Raw genomic sequence first — 15,907 nt, forward strand, 5'->3', positions numbered from 1 at the left:
GCACCTTCACACCACAGGAGACAAAACACATGCTGCTCAAGAACCAAGTTGCCATCATTACCGGAGGGGCGGGACTCAACGGCCTCGGGTTTGCCACCGCCCGCCTGATGGCCGAGCAAGGCGCCAAAGTCGCCATCCTCGACCTCGAAGCCGCCGACCCCGCAGGCGCCGCCGCGCGGCTGGGCGAGGGCCACCTGGGCCTGGTGGCCGATGTGACCGACAAAGCATCGTGCGATGCCGCCGCCGCCCAGGTGTATGCCCATTTCGGCCGCATCGACACGCTGGTCAACAACGCGGGCATCACCCAGCCCGTCAAGACGCTGGAGATCACGGGCGCCGACTACGACCGCATTCTCAACGTCAGCCTGCGTGGCACGCTGTACATGTCCCAGGCTGTGCTGCCCACGCTGCGTGCACAGCAAAGCGGCTCCATCATCTGCATCTCGTCGGTGTCGGCCCAGCGCGGCGGCGGCATTCTGGGCGGGCCCCACTACTCGGCCGCCAAAGCAGGTGTGCTGGGCCTGGCCCGCGCCATGGCCCGCGAGTTTGGTCCCGAGAACATCCGCGTCAACTGCATCACCCCCGGCCTGATCGGCACGGACATCATCAAGGGCAAGCTGACCGAAGAGAAAAAGGCCGAGATCGCGGAAACCATTCCACTCGCCCGCCTGGGCCGGGCCGATGACATTGCCGGAGCCTGCGTGTTTCTCGCCAGCCCGCTTTCGACTTATTGCACCGGCATCACGCTCGATGTGAACGGCGGCATGCTGATCCACTGACCGCCCTCACGACCTCTCAACAAACATAAACCAGGAGACAAACCATGCAACGCAAAACCTTCACCCGCACCCTGCTGACAGCCGCTGCTTTGGCGGTGGCACTGCCCGGGCTCGCGCAGGCGCAGACCATGAAGCTCACGCTGGGCCATGGCGCTGCCCCCGGCAATCCGCGCCACGAGGCCGCTGTCAAATTCGCTGAAACCCTCAAGGCCAAGACCGCAGGCCGCATCGAGGTGCAGGTGGCGCCCTCCGCCCAGCTGGGCGACGACGCTGCCATGGTCACGGCCGTGCGCACCGGCGCGCTGGACATGACGGCGAACTCGCAAGGCGCCGTGTCGGTGGCCGTGCCCGAGTACGCCGCCTACGGCATGCCGTTCATGTTCTCCACCCCCGCGCAGGCGTTCAAGCTGCTTGACGGCCCACTGGGCCAAGAGCTGGCACAGAAGTCGGCCGACAAGGGCATGGTGGTGCTGGGCTATTGGGACAACGGCATCCGCCACATGACCAACAGCAAACGCCCCATCACCAAGGTCGAAGACATGAAGGGCTTGAAGATGCGCACCCCGCCTGACGCAGTGCTGGTGGACATCATGCAAGCGCTGGGTGCCGAGGCACAGCAGATCAAGTTTGCCGAGCTGTACGTGGCGCTGCAGCAGGGCGTGGTCGATGGGCAGGAGAACCCGCTGGTCAACATCCACGCCAGCAAGCTGTACGAAGTGCAAAAGCACCTGGCACTGACGAGCCACATGTTCCAGATGACGCCGTTCCTGATGAGCAAGCGCACCTGGGACCGCCTGTCCGACGCCGACCGTAAGGCCGTGACCGAAGCGGCTGCCGAGGCCACGACACTGCAGCGCAAGATGTCGCAAGAGGCCGACGACAAGCTGCTGGACGACCTCAAGGCCAAGGGCGTGCAGGTGACCACGGTGGACAAGGCCGCGTTTGCCAAGGCCACGGCTGCGGTGGACGCCAAGTGGCTGACCACGCCCATCGGCCCGTACCTCAAGAAAGTCATCGCCGCCGCGCGCTGACCGTTCGGGGCGCTGCGGCGCCTGTCCTCATTTCCCCGAAGCCGCTGCACGGGCCCCGGCCCTGCAGCCCAAGGAGTCTCCCGATGAACCTCATCGAATGGGCCGTTGTCGGCGTATGCCGAGTGCTGCTGTGGATCAGCACGTCCGTCATCTTCATCGTCCTGGTGGCCAACACCGTGTTGCGCTACGCCACCGGCACCAGCCTGCAATGGGCCAATGAGGTGCCGGAGCTGCTGTTTCCGTGGCTGGTCATGTCTGGCGTAGTGCTGGCGGCAGCGCACGGTGCCCACATCACCACCAGCTTTCTGATGGACGCCATGCCCCCCGCGCTGCGCCGCTGGGCGGCCATCGGCAGCTGGCTGGTGGTGGCAGCGCTGTACGGCACGCTCGCCCGGGCCACCTTTCAGATGCTGGAGATCGTGCACGACGAGAAGTCGCCCATCCTGCAGGTGCCCGGGTCGCTCACCTATGGCTGCGTGATGGGTGGACTGGTGATGCTGGCGTTGCTGGCGCTCAAGTCGGCCTGGAACGCCTGGGCCACCCCGCCGGTGCCCAGCGCCCCCGATGCCGAGACCGCCGTGCCCGAGGCGCACTGGTAAGCCCCGCCACCCCTGCCAAGGAACTCACCATGAGCGCCCTCATTCTTTTTGTCTTTCTCGGTGCGGCCGTGCTGGCCATGCCCATTGCCCATGCGCTGCTGGTCGCGGCCATGGCTGCCGCCGCCACCTCCGACCGTGTGCCGCTGGATCTGCTGGTGCAGCAGATGGTGGCGCAGGTGCAGAGCTTTCCGCTGATCGCGATTCCGTTCTTCATGCTCACCGGCTCGCTCATGATGGGCGGCCGCCTGGGGGCTGCGCTGGTGGGCGTGCTCAGCACGCTGATCGGCCGCTTTCACGGCGGGCCCGCGCAAGTGGGCGTGCTGTCGTCCACGCTGTTCGGTGGCGTGTCGGGTTCGGCCGTGGCCGATGCCTCGGCCATCGGCTCGCTGCTGATTCCCTGGCACAAGCGCCTGGGCTATCCGCCCGCTTTTTCTGCAGCCACGCTGGCTGCAGCGGCCACCATCGACATCCTGATCCCGCCCTCGATCCCGATGATTCTGTTCGCCCTGACGGCCAATGCCTCCATTGCGGCACTGTTTGTCGCGGGCATCCTGCCCGGCATCCTGATGTGCGTGGGCTTTATGTTGATGTGCTGGTGGGTCGGCAAGCGCCGCAACTTCCCACGCGACACCACCCCCATCAACTGGAGTGAATTCCGCGTGCACCTGCTGTACTCGTCGCCCGCGCTGCTGCTGCCGGTGCTGATCGTGTTGTTCCTGCGCTTTGGCATTGCCACACCCACCGAGGTGGCCGTGTTGTCCACGCTGTACGCCGCTGCGGTGTCGGTGGTGGTGTACCGCGACCTGTCGCTCAAGCGCCTGAACGATGCCGTGGTGCATGCGGGCCTGGCGACCGGCGTGGTGCTGCTGGTGATCATGGCCTCTGCCGCCATCGGCTGGCTGCTGACCTACGACCAGATGCCCACGGGCGTGGCCCACTGGATCCAGCAGAACGTGAGCCAGGGCTGGATCGTGATCCTGATCATGAACCTGCTGATGCTGTTCATCGGCATGTTCATCGACCTGCCCGCCGCCGTGTTGCTGCTGACCCCAGTGTTCCTGCCCCTGGCCGAAAGCATTGGCATGGACCCGGTGCAGCTGGGAATCATGATGGTGGTGAACCTGGCTGTGGGCCTGTACACCCCGCCCGTGGGCACCACGCTGTTCATCACCAGCGCGCTGGCCAAGGTCAAGGTGGGCCAGACGGTGCGCGAGCTGGGGCCGTTCTACTTCGTTGCCTTCCTGGTGCTGGCGCTGGTGTCTTACGTGCCGGCCTCGATCCTTCGCTGACCGCTTTTCTTCCCCGCTTTCACACAGGAGAACTCCATGACTTCCGCCGCAGACAAACTGCAGGCGCTGGCCCGGTGCGCCCATCGCATCCGCCGCTACGCCGTTCGCATGGGTGAGGTTCAGGGCCAGGGCTACATCGGCCAGGCCTTGGGCTGGGCCGATGTGCTGGCCGTGGCCTACGGCCACGCGCTGAACCTGCAGCCCCAAGACCCCACCTGGGAGGGGCGGGACCGCTTCCTGCTGTCGCACGGCCATTACGCCATCGCCCACTACGCGGCGCTGATCGAAGCAGGCGTGATCCCGCAGGACGAACTCGAAACCTACGGCAGCGACGACAGCCGCCTGCCCATGAGCGGCATGGCCACATACACACCGGGCATGGAAATCTCGGGCGGCTCGCTGGGCCAGGGCCTGGTGATCGGTGTGGGCATGGCGCTGGGCCTGAAGCAGAAAAAGAATCCCGCGTTCGTCTACAACTCCATGAGCGACGGCGAGCTGGACGAAGGCTCTACCTGGGAGGCCGCCATGTCGGCGGCCCACCACCAGCTCGACAACCTGATCTGTCTGGTGGATATCAACAACCAGCAAGCTGACGGCCCCAGCAGCAAAGTGCTTGGCTTCGAGCCGCTGGCCGAGAAGTGGCTGGCCTTTGGCTGGCATGTGCAGCGTGTCGATGGCAACGACCTGGCTGCCGTACTGGCGGCCTTTGACACCGCGCGAAATCTGACAGGGCCCAAGCCGCGTGTGATCCTGTTCAACACGCTGATGGGCAAGGGCGTGCCCTTCCTGGAGACGCGTGACAAGAACCACTTCATCCGTGTCGATCCGCCCGAGTGGCAGCAGGCCCTCGCCATCCTCGACCAGAACGCCCCCGAAGGAGCCGCCGCATGAACACCGTTGCCGAGAAAAAACCGCGCCTGACCACCTCCGCCATGATCGCCTCCATCGCGGGCGAGGGGCAGCGCGTCAAGGCCGCACCGTTTGGCAAGGCCTTGGTCGAACTGGCCGCCACCCGCCCCGAGATCGTGGGAATGACCGCCGACCTGGCCAAGTACACCGACCTGCACCTGTTTGCGCAGGCCTACCCGGAGCGCTTCTACCAGATGGGGATGGCCGAGCAGCTGCTGATGGGCGCTGCGGGCGGCATGGCCAAAGAAGGGTTGATTCCCTTCGCCACCACCTACGCCGTGTTTGGCACGCGCCGCGCGTACGACTTCATCCACCAGGTGATTGCCGAAGAAAATCTGAACGTGAAGATGTGCTGCGCGCTGCCCGGCCTGACCACCGGCTATGGCCCCAGCCACCAAGCCACTGAAGACATCGCCATGATGCGTGGCATCCCGGGCCTGACCATCATCGACCCCTGCGATGCCCTCGACATCGAGCAGGCCGTGCCGCAAATGGCGGCGCACAACGGCCCCGTCTACATGCGCCTGCTGCGCGGCAATGTGCCGCTGGTACTGGACGAATACGACTACCAGTTCGAACTGGGCAAAGCAAAGCGCCTGATGGATGGCGACGAGGTGCTCATCATTTCCAGCGGCTTCCTGACCATGCGCGCGCTAGAGGTGGCCAAGGCGCTCCAGGCCGACAACATCGGCGTGGGCGTGCTGCACTGCCCCACCATCAAGCCCCTGGACACCGCAACCATCCTGGCCGAGGTGCAGCGCAAGCCGCGCCTGGTGGTGGTGGCCGAGAACCATTCGATGGTTGGCGGCCTGGGCGAGGCTGTGGCCAGCGCGCTGCTGCAGAAAGGCGTACAGCCCGCGCGGTTCCGTCTGGCGGGGCTGCCCGATGCCTACCTGGATGCGGGGGCCCTGCCCACGCTGCACGACCGCTACGGCATTAGCACCGAGGCGTTGTCGGCGCGCGTCAAGGCGTGGTTGACATAGGGCCGTATCCAGGGGGGCAGGTCCGCACTCTCTGCGCCAGCGCAATGGCCACTCCGTGTTGCTGTGGCGTTGCAGCGATGTGCAGGTTACCGCGCCCTGCCCTCTTCCACCAGCTCGATCGGCAACCCGTCCGGGTCGGCAAAAAAGGTGAACAGCGCCCCGGTGAACGGGTCCGGGCGCACCGGCTCCACGGCCACGCCATGTGCCGCCAGGGTAGCGACACTGGCCGCCATGTCGGCCACGCGCAGGGCCAGGTGGCGCAGGCCACAGGCCTCGGGGTAGGACGGGCGCGCAGGCGGTTCAGGAAAGGAAAACAGCTCCACCTGCGTGCCATCGGGCAGTTGCAGGTCCAGCTTGAACGACTGCCGCTCGGCGCGGTAGTGCTCGTGCACCACCTGCAGGCCCAGCACCTCGGTGTAGAAGCGGCGGGAGCGGGTGTAGTCGCTGGCGATGATGGCCACATGGTGCACGCCGGTGGGGCGGAGCATGGGCGGCGGTGCGCTGTTGCTGCTCATGCGTCCGAGCCCGCAATGTCCAGCGCGCGCGATGCGCCAAACAGCGCGGGCGTGGCGCTGGGGTCGATGACCCAGCAGGGAATGGTCGCCAGATAGGACTGGAAGCGCCCTTTGGATTCAAACCGTGCGCGGAACGGGGACTGGTCAAACCACGTGCCCAGTCGCGGCACCATGCCGCCGCCCAGGTACACGCCACCGCGCGCACCCAGCGTGAGCGCCAGGTTGCCCGCCACACTGCCCAGAAAGCCGCAGAACAGCTCCAGCGCCTCCAGCGCCAGCGGGTCGTTGGCCTGCAGCGCCAGCTCGGTCACCTGCGCGGCGGAGCTGACTTCCTTGCCACCGCGCTGGGCCAGCCGGCGCAGCGCGTGGTACAGGTCCACCAGCCCGGCGCCACACACGGCGCGTTCGGCCGACACGTGGCCGTAGCGCTCTTGCAGAATGCCCAGCACATCGAACTCGCGCTGGGTCTGCGCGGCCAGCGTGACATGGCCGCCCTCGCCGGACAGCGGCACCCCCAGGCTCGAGCCGGGCGGAAACACCAGGCCCGACACGCCCAGGCCCGTGCCCGGGCCCAGCAGCGCAATCGCAGCGCCCGGCACGGCCACACCGCCGCCCACGGGGCGCAGCTGCTCGGGAGTGAGCAGGGGCAGCGCCAGCGCGAGTGCGGTGAAGTCGTTGATAACCACCAGCCGCTCAAAACCAAAGGCCTCGCGCACGGCGCGCTGCGAGAAGCTCCAGCTGTGGTTGGTCATGCGGATGGCGTCTCCCGTGACCGGGTTGGCAATGCCAAACGCCGCCTCGCGCGGGGTGGCGATGTTCACTTCGGCCAGGTAGGCCGCTAGTGCGGCGTCCACCGTGGGGAACTGTGCGCAGGGCAGCACACGGGTGTCGTGCAGGGGGCCATCGGGCTGGTCTTGCCAGGCCAGGCGAATGTTGGTGCCGCCAATGTCGGCCAGCAGGCGCAGGGGTGTCATGCGGTGTTTTTAAGCAAAAACAGCTGCCAGCGCTAGTAGAACATGCGCTAGCAGCTATTGTTTCAATAGCAACCAGTGTGCTGTCCCGCAAATAGCTGCACGAAATGAAATCGATGACATCGCGCCCAGAGCAAGGCGCAAACCGCAGTGATAGCCGTCGCTATCGCGAGGATTTGCAACGCAGCCCTGGGGGTGAGGACGCGATTTCATGTGCAGCTATTTGCGGGACAGCACACTACATGCAACGATCCGGCAGCGCTTGCGCCGCGCGGCTCACGCCAGCCGATTCTCGCTGCTGGCGTCAAACCAGTGGGCGTTGGCGGGCTCTACCGCCAGGCCGACGGCGTCGCCGGGCTGCACGCGGGTCTGGGCGTCGGTGCGCAGCGTGACGCTGCCTGCGGCCGTGTCCACCATCACATAGGTGTCGGGGCCCGTGGGCTCCACCACGCTGACGCGGCCGCGCCACGGGGCCGTCTCCTGCATCACCAGGTGCTCGGGGCGCACGCCCAGCAGCACCTCGTTGGCACTGGCGGGGGCTGCCAGGTTCAACGCTGCGCCCTGGATGCCAAACTGCCCCCCCGTGGCCGCACCGCGCAGCAGGTTCATGGTGGGCGAGCCGATGAAGGTGGCCACATAGGTGTTGGCCGGGCGGTTGTAGATGTCGTCCGGCGTGCCCAGCTGCTGCACCACACCGCCCTTCATCACCGCAATGCGCGAGCCCAGCGTCATGGCCTCGACCTGGTCGTGTGTGACGTACACGCTGGTGATGCCGCTGGCCTGGTGCAGGCGCTTGATTTCGGCGCGCATCTCCACGCGCAGCTTGGCGTCCAGGTTGGACAGCGGCTCGTCGAACAGGAACAGTTGCGGCTGGCGCGCCAGCGCCCGCCCCATGGCCACACGCTGGCGCTGACCGCCCGAGAGCTGGCTGGGCCGGCGGTCCAGCAGGTGGCTGATCTGCAGCATGGCGGCCACTTCGTCGATGCGCTTTTGGCGCTCGGCCTTGGGCATCTTGCGCATCTCCAGCGCAAAGCCGATGTTGTCGGCCACGCTCAGTGTGGGGTACAGCGCATAGCTCTGGAACACCATGGCGATGTCGCGGTCGCGCGGGGGCATGCCCACCACGTTCTTGCCGCCAATGCGGATCTCGCCCTCAGTGGGTTCATCGAGCCCCGCAATGATGTTGAGCAGCGTGGACTTGCCGCAGCCCGAAGGGCCGACCAGGATGAGGAACTCGCCGGGCGCGACGTGGATGTCCACCTTGCGCAGCACCTCCACGCTTTTGTCGCCCTTGCCAAAGCGCTTGTTGATGCCTGCGATATCCAATGAAGAAGCCATGATTTATCCCTTCACTGCGCCAGCCGTTAAGCCACGCACAAAAAACTTGCCTGCGAGAACGTAGATCACCATGGTTGGCAGGCCCGCGATGATGGCGGCCGCCATGTCCACGTTGTAGGCCTTCACGCTGCTGCTGGTGTTGGCCAGGTTGTTCAGACCCACGGTGATGGGCTTGGACTCGGTGCCCGAGAACACCACGCCGAACAGAAAGTCGTTCCAGATATTGGTGAACTGCCAGATCAGCGTGACCATCACGATGGGCGTGGACAGCGGCAGCACGATGCGCCAGAAGATCTGCCAGAAGCTCGCGCCGTCCATGCGTGCGGCGTTCACCAGCTCCCTGGGGATGGCCGCGTAGTAGTTGCGAAAGAACAGCGTGGTGCCTGCCAGCCCCGCCAGGCAGTGCACCAGCACCAGCCCAGTGATGGAGCTGGACAGCCCCAGCCAGCCCAGCACCTGGCTCATGGGCAGCAGGACCACCTGGAAGGGCATGAACACGCCAAACAGCAGCAGGCCAAACAGCGTGTCGCTGCCGCGAAACTTCCACAGGCTCAGCACATAGCCGTTGAGCGCGCCCCACACGGTGGAGATCAGCACGGCCGGCACGGCCATGGCCACCGAGTTCCAGAAAAACGGGCGCAGGCCGTTGCAGTCCACGCCCGTGCAGGCGCTCTGCCAGGCCGTGCCCCAGGCCGACCAATTCAGCGCCGCGGGCAGTGCCAGCAGCGAGGTGCTGCGGATCTCCTCGGCGTCCTTGAACGAGGTGACCAGCATGGCGTACAGCGGCAGCAGAAAGAACGCGGTGGCCAGGGCCAGCACGCCATAGACCAGCACGCGACCCACGGACGGAAACACAGAGGGCTTAGCGGTCATGGGGTTTGCTCCGCAGTTCGCTGTAAAGGTAAGGAATCACCAGGGCCGCGACGGTGGCCAGCATCATGGTGGCGCTGGCCGCGCCCAGACCAATTTGCCCGCGCGAGAACGACATGGTGTACATGAAGGTGGCGGGCACATCGGTGGCAAAACCGGGGCCGCCCGCCGTCAGCGCCATCACCAAATCAAAGCTCTTGATGGCCAGGTGCGACAGCACCATGAGCGTGGAGAAGAACACCGGCCGCAGCGCGGGCAGCACGATGCGCCAGTAGATGCGCGGCAGCGAGGCACCATCGACCTGCGCGGCCTTGATGATGCTGTCGTCAATGCCGCGCAGCCCGGCCAGGAACAGCGCCATGGCAAACCCGGCGCTTTGCCAGATGCCTGCGATGACCACGCAGTAGATCGCCATCTCGGTGTCCACCAGCCAGCCAAACTCAAAGTTCGTGAAGCCCCAGTCGCGCACCATCTTTTCGATGCCCAGACCGGGGTTCAGCAGCCACTTCCAGGCCGTGCCGGTCACCACGAACGACAGCGCCATGGGGTACAGATAGATGGTGCGCAGCGCGCCCTCGGCGCGGATCTTCTGGTCCAGCAGCACGGCCAGCACCACACCAATCACCAGCGATCCGCCCACATAGCCCACGCCAAAAATGCCCAGGTTCTTCAGGGCGACCCACCAGCGGTCCATCTCCCACAGGCGCTCGTACTGCGCCAGGCCCGCCCATTCGTAGTTGGGCAGCATGCGCGATGCGGTGAGGCTGAGCACGCCGTTCCACACCATGAGGCCATAGATGAAGGCAAAACCCAGCACAAACGCCGGGGTCACCACCAGCCTGGGCAACCAGGTTTCAAAGGAATTCTTCATTGCTTGCGAATCTCTCTTGCGTACGCACTGCACGCGCTGCGCGCGCGGTACGCGGTGTCTCGATCAGTCACTGAATCACCGTTTCACTCATTCACACATTCACTTTGTGTCACATGAAAAAAGGGGGGTGCGCACAGAGCACCCCCCAATGAACAAAGTGTCTACCTCAAACTAACTCGCTACTCACTCTCTCACTTAGAACCTGTTCAAAATCTGTTCGGGGATCGCATTGGAGTGCAATCGGGATGAGTGGATGCCTTGGATGCGCCGCATGGGCTCGTGCCCGTGCAAGCAGCCGGGGCGTCCAATCGCCCGATTTCACTCCAACCCTTCGGGCAAGTGCCTTGCCGGGCGGTCTGCGGCGTTGCGGCGCTTGTGGATAGCCGGGCTATCCACTGCGCCCCGCGCCTTGCACCCCATCCCGGCAAGGTACTTGTGCGACCCCGAAAAGATCTTGAGCAGGTTCTTACCACCACACCTCGTACTGCACGCCCACCAGCGTGCGCGAGGTCTTGCCATTGGCGCCAAAGGTGCCTGCGTTGGCCACAGCCGCCGCCTGGTTCCAGTTGGCCTTCGTCACGTACAGACGCAGCTCAGGACGCGACCAGAAGTCTTCATTCAGTGCCAGGGCACCCGCCAGCGTGACCTTGGACAGGCGCTGGTCCGGACCACTGCCCTTGCGGGTGGTGGTGGACAGCTCCACCAGGCCCTTGAAGTTCTTGGTGAACGCGTACGAGCCACGGCCGCCCAGCGAGAAGTCCTTGGTCTCCACGCCGGTCAGGTCAGCCTTGTTGGTCTGGTAGCCAATGAGGGCCTGGCCGCCAAACGGGCCGCTTTGCCAGTTGATGGAGTCGGCAATGCGGGTGGCGCGCTTGCCTGCGCTGGTGCCCTCGATGGCCTCGAACTCCCCATCAATACGGGCATGGCCGCGCGATGTCTGCAAATACAGCGTATTGCTGATGCTGGGCAGCAGGAACTCCTTTTGCGTGTGCATCAACGAGATGCCGGAGCCGGAGCCGCCGCCCACCTGGTTCTTGCCGCCCACGGCGGTCAGCAGCACCCGCAGCTTGCCGCCGGGGTTGGTGTTGATCTCGGACAGGTCGGCGTTGATGCGGTGCGCCTTCACGTTGTTGGGCAGGCCGCCGTCAAACTTGTCGCCAGAGAACACGCCCACGCCCAGCTTCATGCCACCCACAGGCACGTCGGTCACACCGGCGCCGATGTTGTCGCCGTAGTTCAGCAGGAAGTAGTCGACGATGTGCACGTCCTGGATCCGCAGGCGGCGCTGGCCCACCCAGAACTTGGCTTCGGGCGAGAACGAGAAGCCGCTCATTTCCACAAACGCCTGTTCGGTGCTGATGTCGCCACTGCCCCACTTGGCGGGCATGTAGTTCACCTTCCAGTTGATGCCGCCGGCCTCGAAGCCCTTGGCAAAGTTGACTTCGATGCCGTTGTCGCCTTCGTTGCCCAGGCGGTATTTCTGCAGCTCGCCGCCCAGCGTCAGGTTGCCCTTGACGCCGTCGGAGTGGTTGAACACCGGGCCACCGCGGGAGTAGCCGTTGAACTCAAAGCCTGCTACGTCCATAGCAAAGGCGCCATTCGCGCATGCGGCGGCCAAAGCCACCGCCGTGAGGCGGTTTCTTGTCTTCATGATGGGATCCCTCTGGGGTTGGTTTTAGTGCGTGCGGGTGCGTGTGTTGGACACGGCTTACTTGGTCTTCGCGGCGGCCGCGATCTTCTTCATGGCGTCGGCGACGCTCACCTTGTCGTCGTTCCAGAACTGGCTGACGACATCCTTGATCGCCCCTTCGGTGGCAGGCGCAATCGCCATGCCATGGGCCACGCTGGGCACCAGGCCACCGCTCTTGGCAGTGTCGGCAAAGTCTTTGCTGGACAGCTTGGCGCAGTCGTCAAACTTGTCCATCTTCTGTCCGGTGCGCACAGGGATCGAGCCCTTGTTGAGGTTGAACACCTCCTGGAACTCAGGGCTCATGATGGAGCTGGCCAGGTCGCTCTGCGCCTTCTGTGCTGCTGCGTCCTTGAGCTTGAACAGGATGAACGAGTCCACGTTGAAGGTGAACGCGTTGGCCGTGCCCGGTGCCGCTGCACACTGGAAGTCCTTGCCCGGCGCCTTGTTGGCCGCGATGAACTCACCCTTGGCCCAGTCGCCCATCAACTGGAAGCCCGCCTTGCCCTGGATGAGCATGGCCGTGGCCAGGTTCCAGTCGCGGCCGGGAGCGCCCGGGTCGGTGTAGGTCTTGATGCGGCGGAAGGTCTCCAGCGACTTCTTCATGGTATCGCTGTTGATGGCCTTGTCGTCCAGTTTGACCAGGGCGTCCTGGTAGAACTTGGCACCGCCCACGCCCAGCACCACGGATTCAAAGGTCGTGAAGTCCTGCCAGTTCTGGCCGCCATGGGCCACGGGGACCAGGCCTGCGGCCTTGAACTTGTCGGCAGCGGCAAAGAACTCGTCCCAGGTCTTGGGCATGCTGGCCACGCCAGCCTTCTTGAGCGCATCGGAGCTGGCCCACAGCCAGTTCACGCGGTGCACGTTGACCGGGGCAGCCACGTAGCTGCCCTTGTACTTCATCACGTCGGCGACCACCTTGGGCAGCACGTCGTCCCACTTCTCGGTCTTGGCCAGCGCATCGACATTGGCCAGCACGCCTTCGGACGCCCATTCCTGGATGGCCGGGCCCTTGACCTGGGCGGCCGAGGGCGGGTTGCCCGAGATCACGCGGCTCTTGAGCACCGTCATGGCGCTGTCGCCACCGCCGCCCGCCACGGCAAAGTCGCGCCAGGTGTGGCCTTTGGACTGCATGATCTTCTTGAGCTCGGCGGCCGACTTGGCCTCGCCGCCCGATGTCCAGTAGTGCAGGACCTCGACCTCCCCCGCGCTGGCAGACATCGCGGCCGCCAGGCCCACCGCCAGTGCGGCGATCTTTGTCATCTTCCACATACCCTTGTCTCCTCGACGTTGTTTTCAGAACCCGTTGCTGCGCCGTGATACCGGTGCCGTTCAGCGCAGTCGGTACTTTAATTACAATAATTAATTTAATTCTCAGGGCTTTCCCTGAGAGTCGCAGCGGCCCCACAGAGGGCCCGTTGCAGGGGCCTTTGTTATGCTCAATCCATGGCCACGATACTGATTGTCGAAGACGACGCCCTCCTGCTCGACGCTCTCACCGGCCAGCTCAAGCAACTCGATTACAGCGTCTGCACCGCCAGCAGCGTGGCGCAGGCCATGGCGCTTTTGCAGACGCAGGCGGTGGACGGCATCATCCTGGACCTGGGCCTGCCCGGCGCCGACGGCATGGAGCTGCTGACCTGGGCCCGCGCGCACATTGCCGGCCTGCCCGTGCTGATCCTCACCGCCCGCGATGGCGTCGACGACCGCGTGCTGGGCCTGAACGCCGGGGCCGACGACTACATCACCAAGCCCTTCAACATGCAGGAGCTGCAGGCCCGCCTGCAGGCCATGCTGCGCCGCGCGCGCCAGCCCGCCTTCACCCAGGCCAGCAGCGCTGCGGGCGCCGTCAGCACCACCATCGGCCCCCTGGTGCTGGACCACGCCAGCCATGCCGCGGCCCTGAATGGCGACCTGCTGGAGCTGACCCAGCGCGAGTGGGAGCTGCTGGAGCTGCTGGTCCACCGCTGTGGCGAAGTCGTCACGCGCGACGACGTGCTGGCCGCCTGGCGCGCCAGCCCGCCCGAGCCGGGCCAAACCGCCGCCCCGCTGAACTCCAATGCACTGGAGGTGTATGTGCACCGACTGCGCAAGAAGCTCGACCAGTCCAACCTGGTGATCCGCAATATCCGGGGGCTGGGGTACATGCTGAATAAACCGTGAGCATCCCCCTGAGCGGCTGCGCCGCTTCCCCCTTCTCTCGCGCTGTGCGCGGGAAGGGGGACGCCGCCAGCGCGGCGGGGCGGCCCTTGCGCGGCGGCCCTCGCGTGGGCCGTGCCGGTTTTCAACGCAGCGCCGCCTATCTTTGACTGTTGAAACATGCGCCACGTACCTGGGGTCTCTCTTCAACGCAAGCTGCTGCTGTGGCTGCTGCTGCCGCAGCTGGTGCTGTGGCTGTCGGGTGGGTTTCTGGCGTGGCGCATTGCGCTGCAGAACGGCGAGAAGGGCATTGACCAGACGCTGACCCAGTCGGTGCGGGCGCTGGCGCGGCAGATCAAGCCGATTGGCGATGGGCTGCTGGTGGACTTTCCGAAGGCCGCGCAGGACATCCTGGAGCAGGACCCGGCCGACCGCATCACCTACATGGTGTCGTCCCCGCCCGGCCGCTTTTTGCTGGGCAACGCGCAGCTGCCGCCACCGCCCGCCCAGGTTGATGTGGCAGTGGGCGAGGCGTTTTTGTACCAGGCGCGGGTGGATGACAAACCGGTGCGCGTGGCCTTGCTGGATGTGGACTACGGCACCGCCTCCACCCGCCAGCGCCTGCGCGTGCAGGTGGCCCAGAGCCTCACGGTGCGCGAGCGCATTGCGCAGGAACTGCTGGAGCGCATGGTGTTCCCCATGGGCCTGATGGGCCTGGCCCTGAGCGCCGTGGTGTACGCCGGCGTGCTGCGCGGCCTGCAGCCCTTGAAGCGCCTGGAGGCGCAAATTGAGCGCGCAGGCGCGCAGCCCCACACGGGCACCACACCGCTGCCGCCCATCGAGCTGACCTCCGCACCGCAGGAAGTGCATTCGCTGGCCAGCACCATCAACCGCCTGCTGGAGACTGTGGCGCGTGGCCAGCAAAAGGAAAAGCGGTTTCTGAACGACGCTGCCCACCAGCTGCGCACGCCGCTCGCAGGCCTGATCGGCCAGACCGAGTTGGCCCTGCACGAAAGCCACGAACCCGCAGTGCAGGCCCGCCTGCAAAAGGTGCTGTCGGCCGCGCAACGCAGCGCGCACCTGGTGCACCAGCTGCTGCAGCTGGCGCGCTCGGAGTCGAACGTGGAGATGCAGTCCATCGACCTCGCCGCCCTGGCCCGCGAGGTGGCCCGCGAATGGGCCGCCCGCGCCCTGGCCCAGGGCATGGACCTGGGCTACGAGGGCGTGGACCACCTGCCCGCGCAGGGCCACCCGCTGCTGCTGCGCGAGGCGTTGAACAACCTCATCGACAACGCGTTGCACTACGCGGGGCCCGGTGCCACGGTGACGGTGCGCGTGGGCCATGAAGAGCCCGGGCATTGGGCGCTGCTGGTGGTGGAGGACGATGGACCGGGCGTGCCGGCGGAGCATCTGGGCGATCTGTTTGCGCGGTTCTGGCGTGGGTCGGACAAGGCGGGAGGCTGTGGGCTGGGGCTGTCGATCGTGGAAGAGATCGCGCTGCGGCACGGGGGGCGGACGGTAGCGGAAGGGGTGGTGCCGAAGGGGTTGCGGGTGGGGATGCGGCTGCCTGCGGGGTGAGTTTTTGGTGTTTTTGGCTGAGTGCGCTAGTGCTTCATGCCTTGGCAGCTATGATTTTTATAGTGAACTCCAGCACTTCCGGGTGGGAGATTTCCGGTCGACGTTGACGGTCTAACGGACTGTTGTTGGGCGCAGCGAGTCTGTGGAGGCTTGTGTGCTTATCGGGTTGCTTGCCTGGGCTCAGGGCGGAGGCCGGGAGTCGCCCGGCAGGCGAGGTACTTTTCTTTGCTTCGCCAAAGAAAAGTACCCAAAAGAAAGGCGACCCCACTGTCTGCGTCCCCAGCGCTTCGCTACGGGGCAACCTGCGGTGCTCGGGTTTGGCGGGGTCTCGCTCAACTCGCGCCGCTG

15 protein-coding genes are annotated in these 15,907 nt (G+C 65.5%); 8 read left to right on the forward strand and 7 right to left on the reverse strand.

The annotated features are described in order from the left end of the window. The first annotated feature begins 29 nt into the window (after positions 1-29). The 6 genes from ACTJKQ_RS23595 (at position 30) to ACTJKQ_RS23620 (ending at position 5,590) form a co-directional block, all read left to right on the forward strand. Positions 30-779, forward strand: coding sequence for an SDR family NAD(P)-dependent oxidoreductase (locus ACTJKQ_RS23595; RefSeq protein ID WP_099731177.1), 750 nt, complete (start codon positions 30-32; stop codon positions 777-779). Positions 780-823: 44 nt separating this feature from the next. Beyond that, a complete protein-coding gene (locus ACTJKQ_RS23600; protein ID WP_099731178.1) occupies positions 824-1,810 on the forward strand; it encodes a TRAP transporter substrate-binding protein in 987 nt (328 codons plus the stop codon). 83 nt (positions 1,811-1,893) lie between these two features. Continuing rightward, complete coding sequence (locus ACTJKQ_RS23605) at positions 1,894-2,409, forward strand: TRAP transporter small permease (protein ID WP_440598268.1); 516 nt, start codon at positions 1,894-1,896, stop codon at positions 2,407-2,409. A 29-nt stretch (positions 2,410-2,438) separates the two neighbouring features. Next, positions 2,439-3,698 (forward strand): TRAP transporter large permease, encoded by a 1,260-nt coding sequence (locus tag ACTJKQ_RS23610; RefSeq protein WP_440598269.1) that lies wholly within the window; start codon positions 2,439-2,441, stop codon positions 3,696-3,698. Between the two features lie 36 nt (positions 3,699-3,734). Then, entirely contained in the window at positions 3,735-4,589 is an 855-nt protein-coding gene (locus ACTJKQ_RS23615) for a transketolase (RefSeq protein WP_260666331.1), read from the forward strand. After that, entirely contained in the window at positions 4,586-5,590 is a 1,005-nt protein-coding gene (locus ACTJKQ_RS23620; protein WP_440598270.1) for a transketolase family protein, read from the forward strand. Before ACTJKQ_RS23615 ends, ACTJKQ_RS23620 begins: the two co-directional genes overlap by 4 nt. A gap of 86 nt (positions 5,591-5,676) precedes the next feature. Here the strand turns inward: ACTJKQ_RS23620 and gloA2 are convergent, their stop codons facing one another. The 7 genes from gloA2 to ACTJKQ_RS23655 form a co-directional block, all read right to left on the reverse strand. Next, a complete protein-coding gene (gloA2, locus tag ACTJKQ_RS23625; protein ID WP_440598271.1) occupies positions 5,677-6,105 on the reverse strand; it encodes an SMU1112c/YaeR family gloxylase I-like metalloprotein in 429 nt (142 codons plus the stop codon). Beyond that, on the reverse strand, positions 6,102-7,079 hold the full coding sequence (glk, locus tag ACTJKQ_RS23630) for a glucokinase (RefSeq protein WP_056744054.1): 978 nt from the start codon (positions 7,077-7,079) through the stop codon (positions 6,102-6,104). Before glk ends, gloA2 begins: the two co-directional genes overlap by 4 nt. Before the next feature lie 273 nt (positions 7,080-7,352). Continuing rightward, positions 7,353-8,414: an ABC transporter ATP-binding protein gene (locus tag ACTJKQ_RS23635; protein ID WP_056744052.1), complete on the reverse strand. Its 1,062-nt coding sequence runs from the start codon at positions 8,412-8,414 to the stop codon at positions 7,353-7,355. 3 nt (positions 8,415-8,417) lie between these two features. Continuing rightward, positions 8,418-9,287, reverse strand: coding sequence for a carbohydrate ABC transporter permease (locus tag ACTJKQ_RS23640; protein WP_440598272.1), 870 nt, complete (start codon positions 9,285-9,287; stop codon positions 8,418-8,420). Beyond that, positions 9,277-10,155 (reverse strand): carbohydrate ABC transporter permease, encoded by an 879-nt coding sequence (locus ACTJKQ_RS23645; RefSeq protein ID WP_015012611.1) that lies wholly within the window; start codon positions 10,153-10,155, stop codon positions 9,277-9,279. Before ACTJKQ_RS23645 ends, ACTJKQ_RS23640 begins: the two co-directional genes overlap by 11 nt. 466 nt (positions 10,156-10,621) lie before the next feature. Then, positions 10,622-11,740: a carbohydrate porin gene (locus ACTJKQ_RS23650; RefSeq protein WP_056058431.1), complete on the reverse strand. Its 1,119-nt coding sequence runs from the start codon at positions 11,738-11,740 to the stop codon at positions 10,622-10,624. Between the two features lie 123 nt (positions 11,741-11,863). After that, positions 11,864-13,114 carry an ABC transporter substrate-binding protein gene (locus tag ACTJKQ_RS23655; RefSeq protein WP_440598273.1) on the reverse strand — a complete coding sequence of 417 codons (1,251 nt, stop codon included), beginning with the start codon at positions 13,112-13,114 and terminating at the stop codon, positions 11,864-11,866. A gap of 174 nt (positions 13,115-13,288) precedes the next feature. Here ACTJKQ_RS23655 and ACTJKQ_RS23660 point away from each other — a divergent pair, with 174 nt between their 5' ends. Both ACTJKQ_RS23660 and ACTJKQ_RS23665 read left to right on the forward strand, forming a co-directional pair. Next, positions 13,289-14,005 (forward strand): response regulator transcription factor, encoded by a 717-nt coding sequence (locus ACTJKQ_RS23660; RefSeq protein ID WP_440598274.1) that lies wholly within the window; start codon positions 13,289-13,291, stop codon positions 14,003-14,005. Positions 14,006-14,161: 156 nt separating this feature from the next. After that, positions 14,162-15,559 carry a sensor histidine kinase gene (locus tag ACTJKQ_RS23665; RefSeq protein ID WP_056744047.1) on the forward strand — a complete coding sequence of 466 codons (1,398 nt, stop codon included), beginning with the start codon at positions 14,162-14,164 and terminating at the stop codon, positions 15,557-15,559. Positions 15,560-15,907: the final 348 nt, after the last annotated feature.

The organism is Acidovorax sp. 22279, from assembly GCF_052045435.1.
Taxonomy (GTDB): domain Bacteria; phylum Pseudomonadota; class Gammaproteobacteria; order Burkholderiales; family Burkholderiaceae_C; genus Acidovorax; species Acidovorax delafieldii.

What these genes read in the sequence shown, in the direction of transcription:
- ACTJKQ_RS23595 (WP_099731177.1), top strand. Translation starts at nt 30, where the DNA reads ATGCTGCTCAAGAACCAAGTTGCCATCATTACCGGAGGGGCGGGACTC.
- ACTJKQ_RS23600 (WP_099731178.1), top strand. Translation starts at nt 824, where the DNA reads ATGCAACGCAAAACCTTCACCCGCACCCTGCTGACAGCCGCTGCTTTG.
- ACTJKQ_RS23605 (WP_440598268.1), top strand. Translation starts at nt 1,894, where the DNA reads ATGAACCTCATCGAATGGGCCGTTGTCGGCGTATGCCGAGTGCTGCTG.
- ACTJKQ_RS23610 (WP_440598269.1), top strand. Translation starts at nt 2,439, where the DNA reads ATGAGCGCCCTCATTCTTTTTGTCTTTCTCGGTGCGGCCGTGCTGGCC.
- ACTJKQ_RS23615 (WP_260666331.1), top strand. Translation starts at nt 3,735, where the DNA reads ATGACTTCCGCCGCAGACAAACTGCAGGCGCTGGCCCGGTGCGCCCAT.
- ACTJKQ_RS23620 (WP_440598270.1), top strand. Translation starts at nt 4,586, where the DNA reads ATGAACACCGTTGCCGAGAAAAAACCGCGCCTGACCACCTCCGCCATG.
- gloA2 (WP_440598271.1), bottom strand. Translation starts at nt 6,105, where the DNA reads ATGAGCAGCAACAGCGCACCGCCGCCCATGCTCCGCCCCACCGGCGTG.
- glk (WP_056744054.1), bottom strand. Translation starts at nt 7,079, where the DNA reads ATGACACCCCTGCGCCTGCTGGCCGACATTGGCGGCACCAACATTCGC.
- ACTJKQ_RS23635 (WP_056744052.1), bottom strand. Translation starts at nt 8,414, where the DNA reads ATGGCTTCTTCATTGGATATCGCAGGCATCAACAAGCGCTTTGGCAAG.
- ACTJKQ_RS23640 (WP_440598272.1), bottom strand. Translation starts at nt 9,287, where the DNA reads ATGACCGCTAAGCCCTCTGTGTTTCCGTCCGTGGGTCGCGTGCTGGTC.
- ACTJKQ_RS23645 (WP_015012611.1), bottom strand. Translation starts at nt 10,155, where the DNA reads ATGAAGAATTCCTTTGAAACCTGGTTGCCCAGGCTGGTGGTGACCCCG.
- ACTJKQ_RS23650 (WP_056058431.1), bottom strand. Translation starts at nt 11,740, where the DNA reads ATGGACGTAGCAGGCTTTGAGTTCAACGGCTACTCCCGCGGTGGCCCG.
- ACTJKQ_RS23655 (WP_440598273.1), bottom strand. Translation starts at nt 13,114, where the DNA reads ATGTGGAAGATGACAAAGATCGCCGCACTGGCGGTGGGCCTGGCGGCC.
- ACTJKQ_RS23660 (WP_440598274.1), top strand. Translation starts at nt 13,289, where the DNA reads ATGGCCACGATACTGATTGTCGAAGACGACGCCCTCCTGCTCGACGCT.
- ACTJKQ_RS23665 (WP_056744047.1), top strand. Translation starts at nt 14,162, where the DNA reads ATGCGCCACGTACCTGGGGTCTCTCTTCAACGCAAGCTGCTGCTGTGG.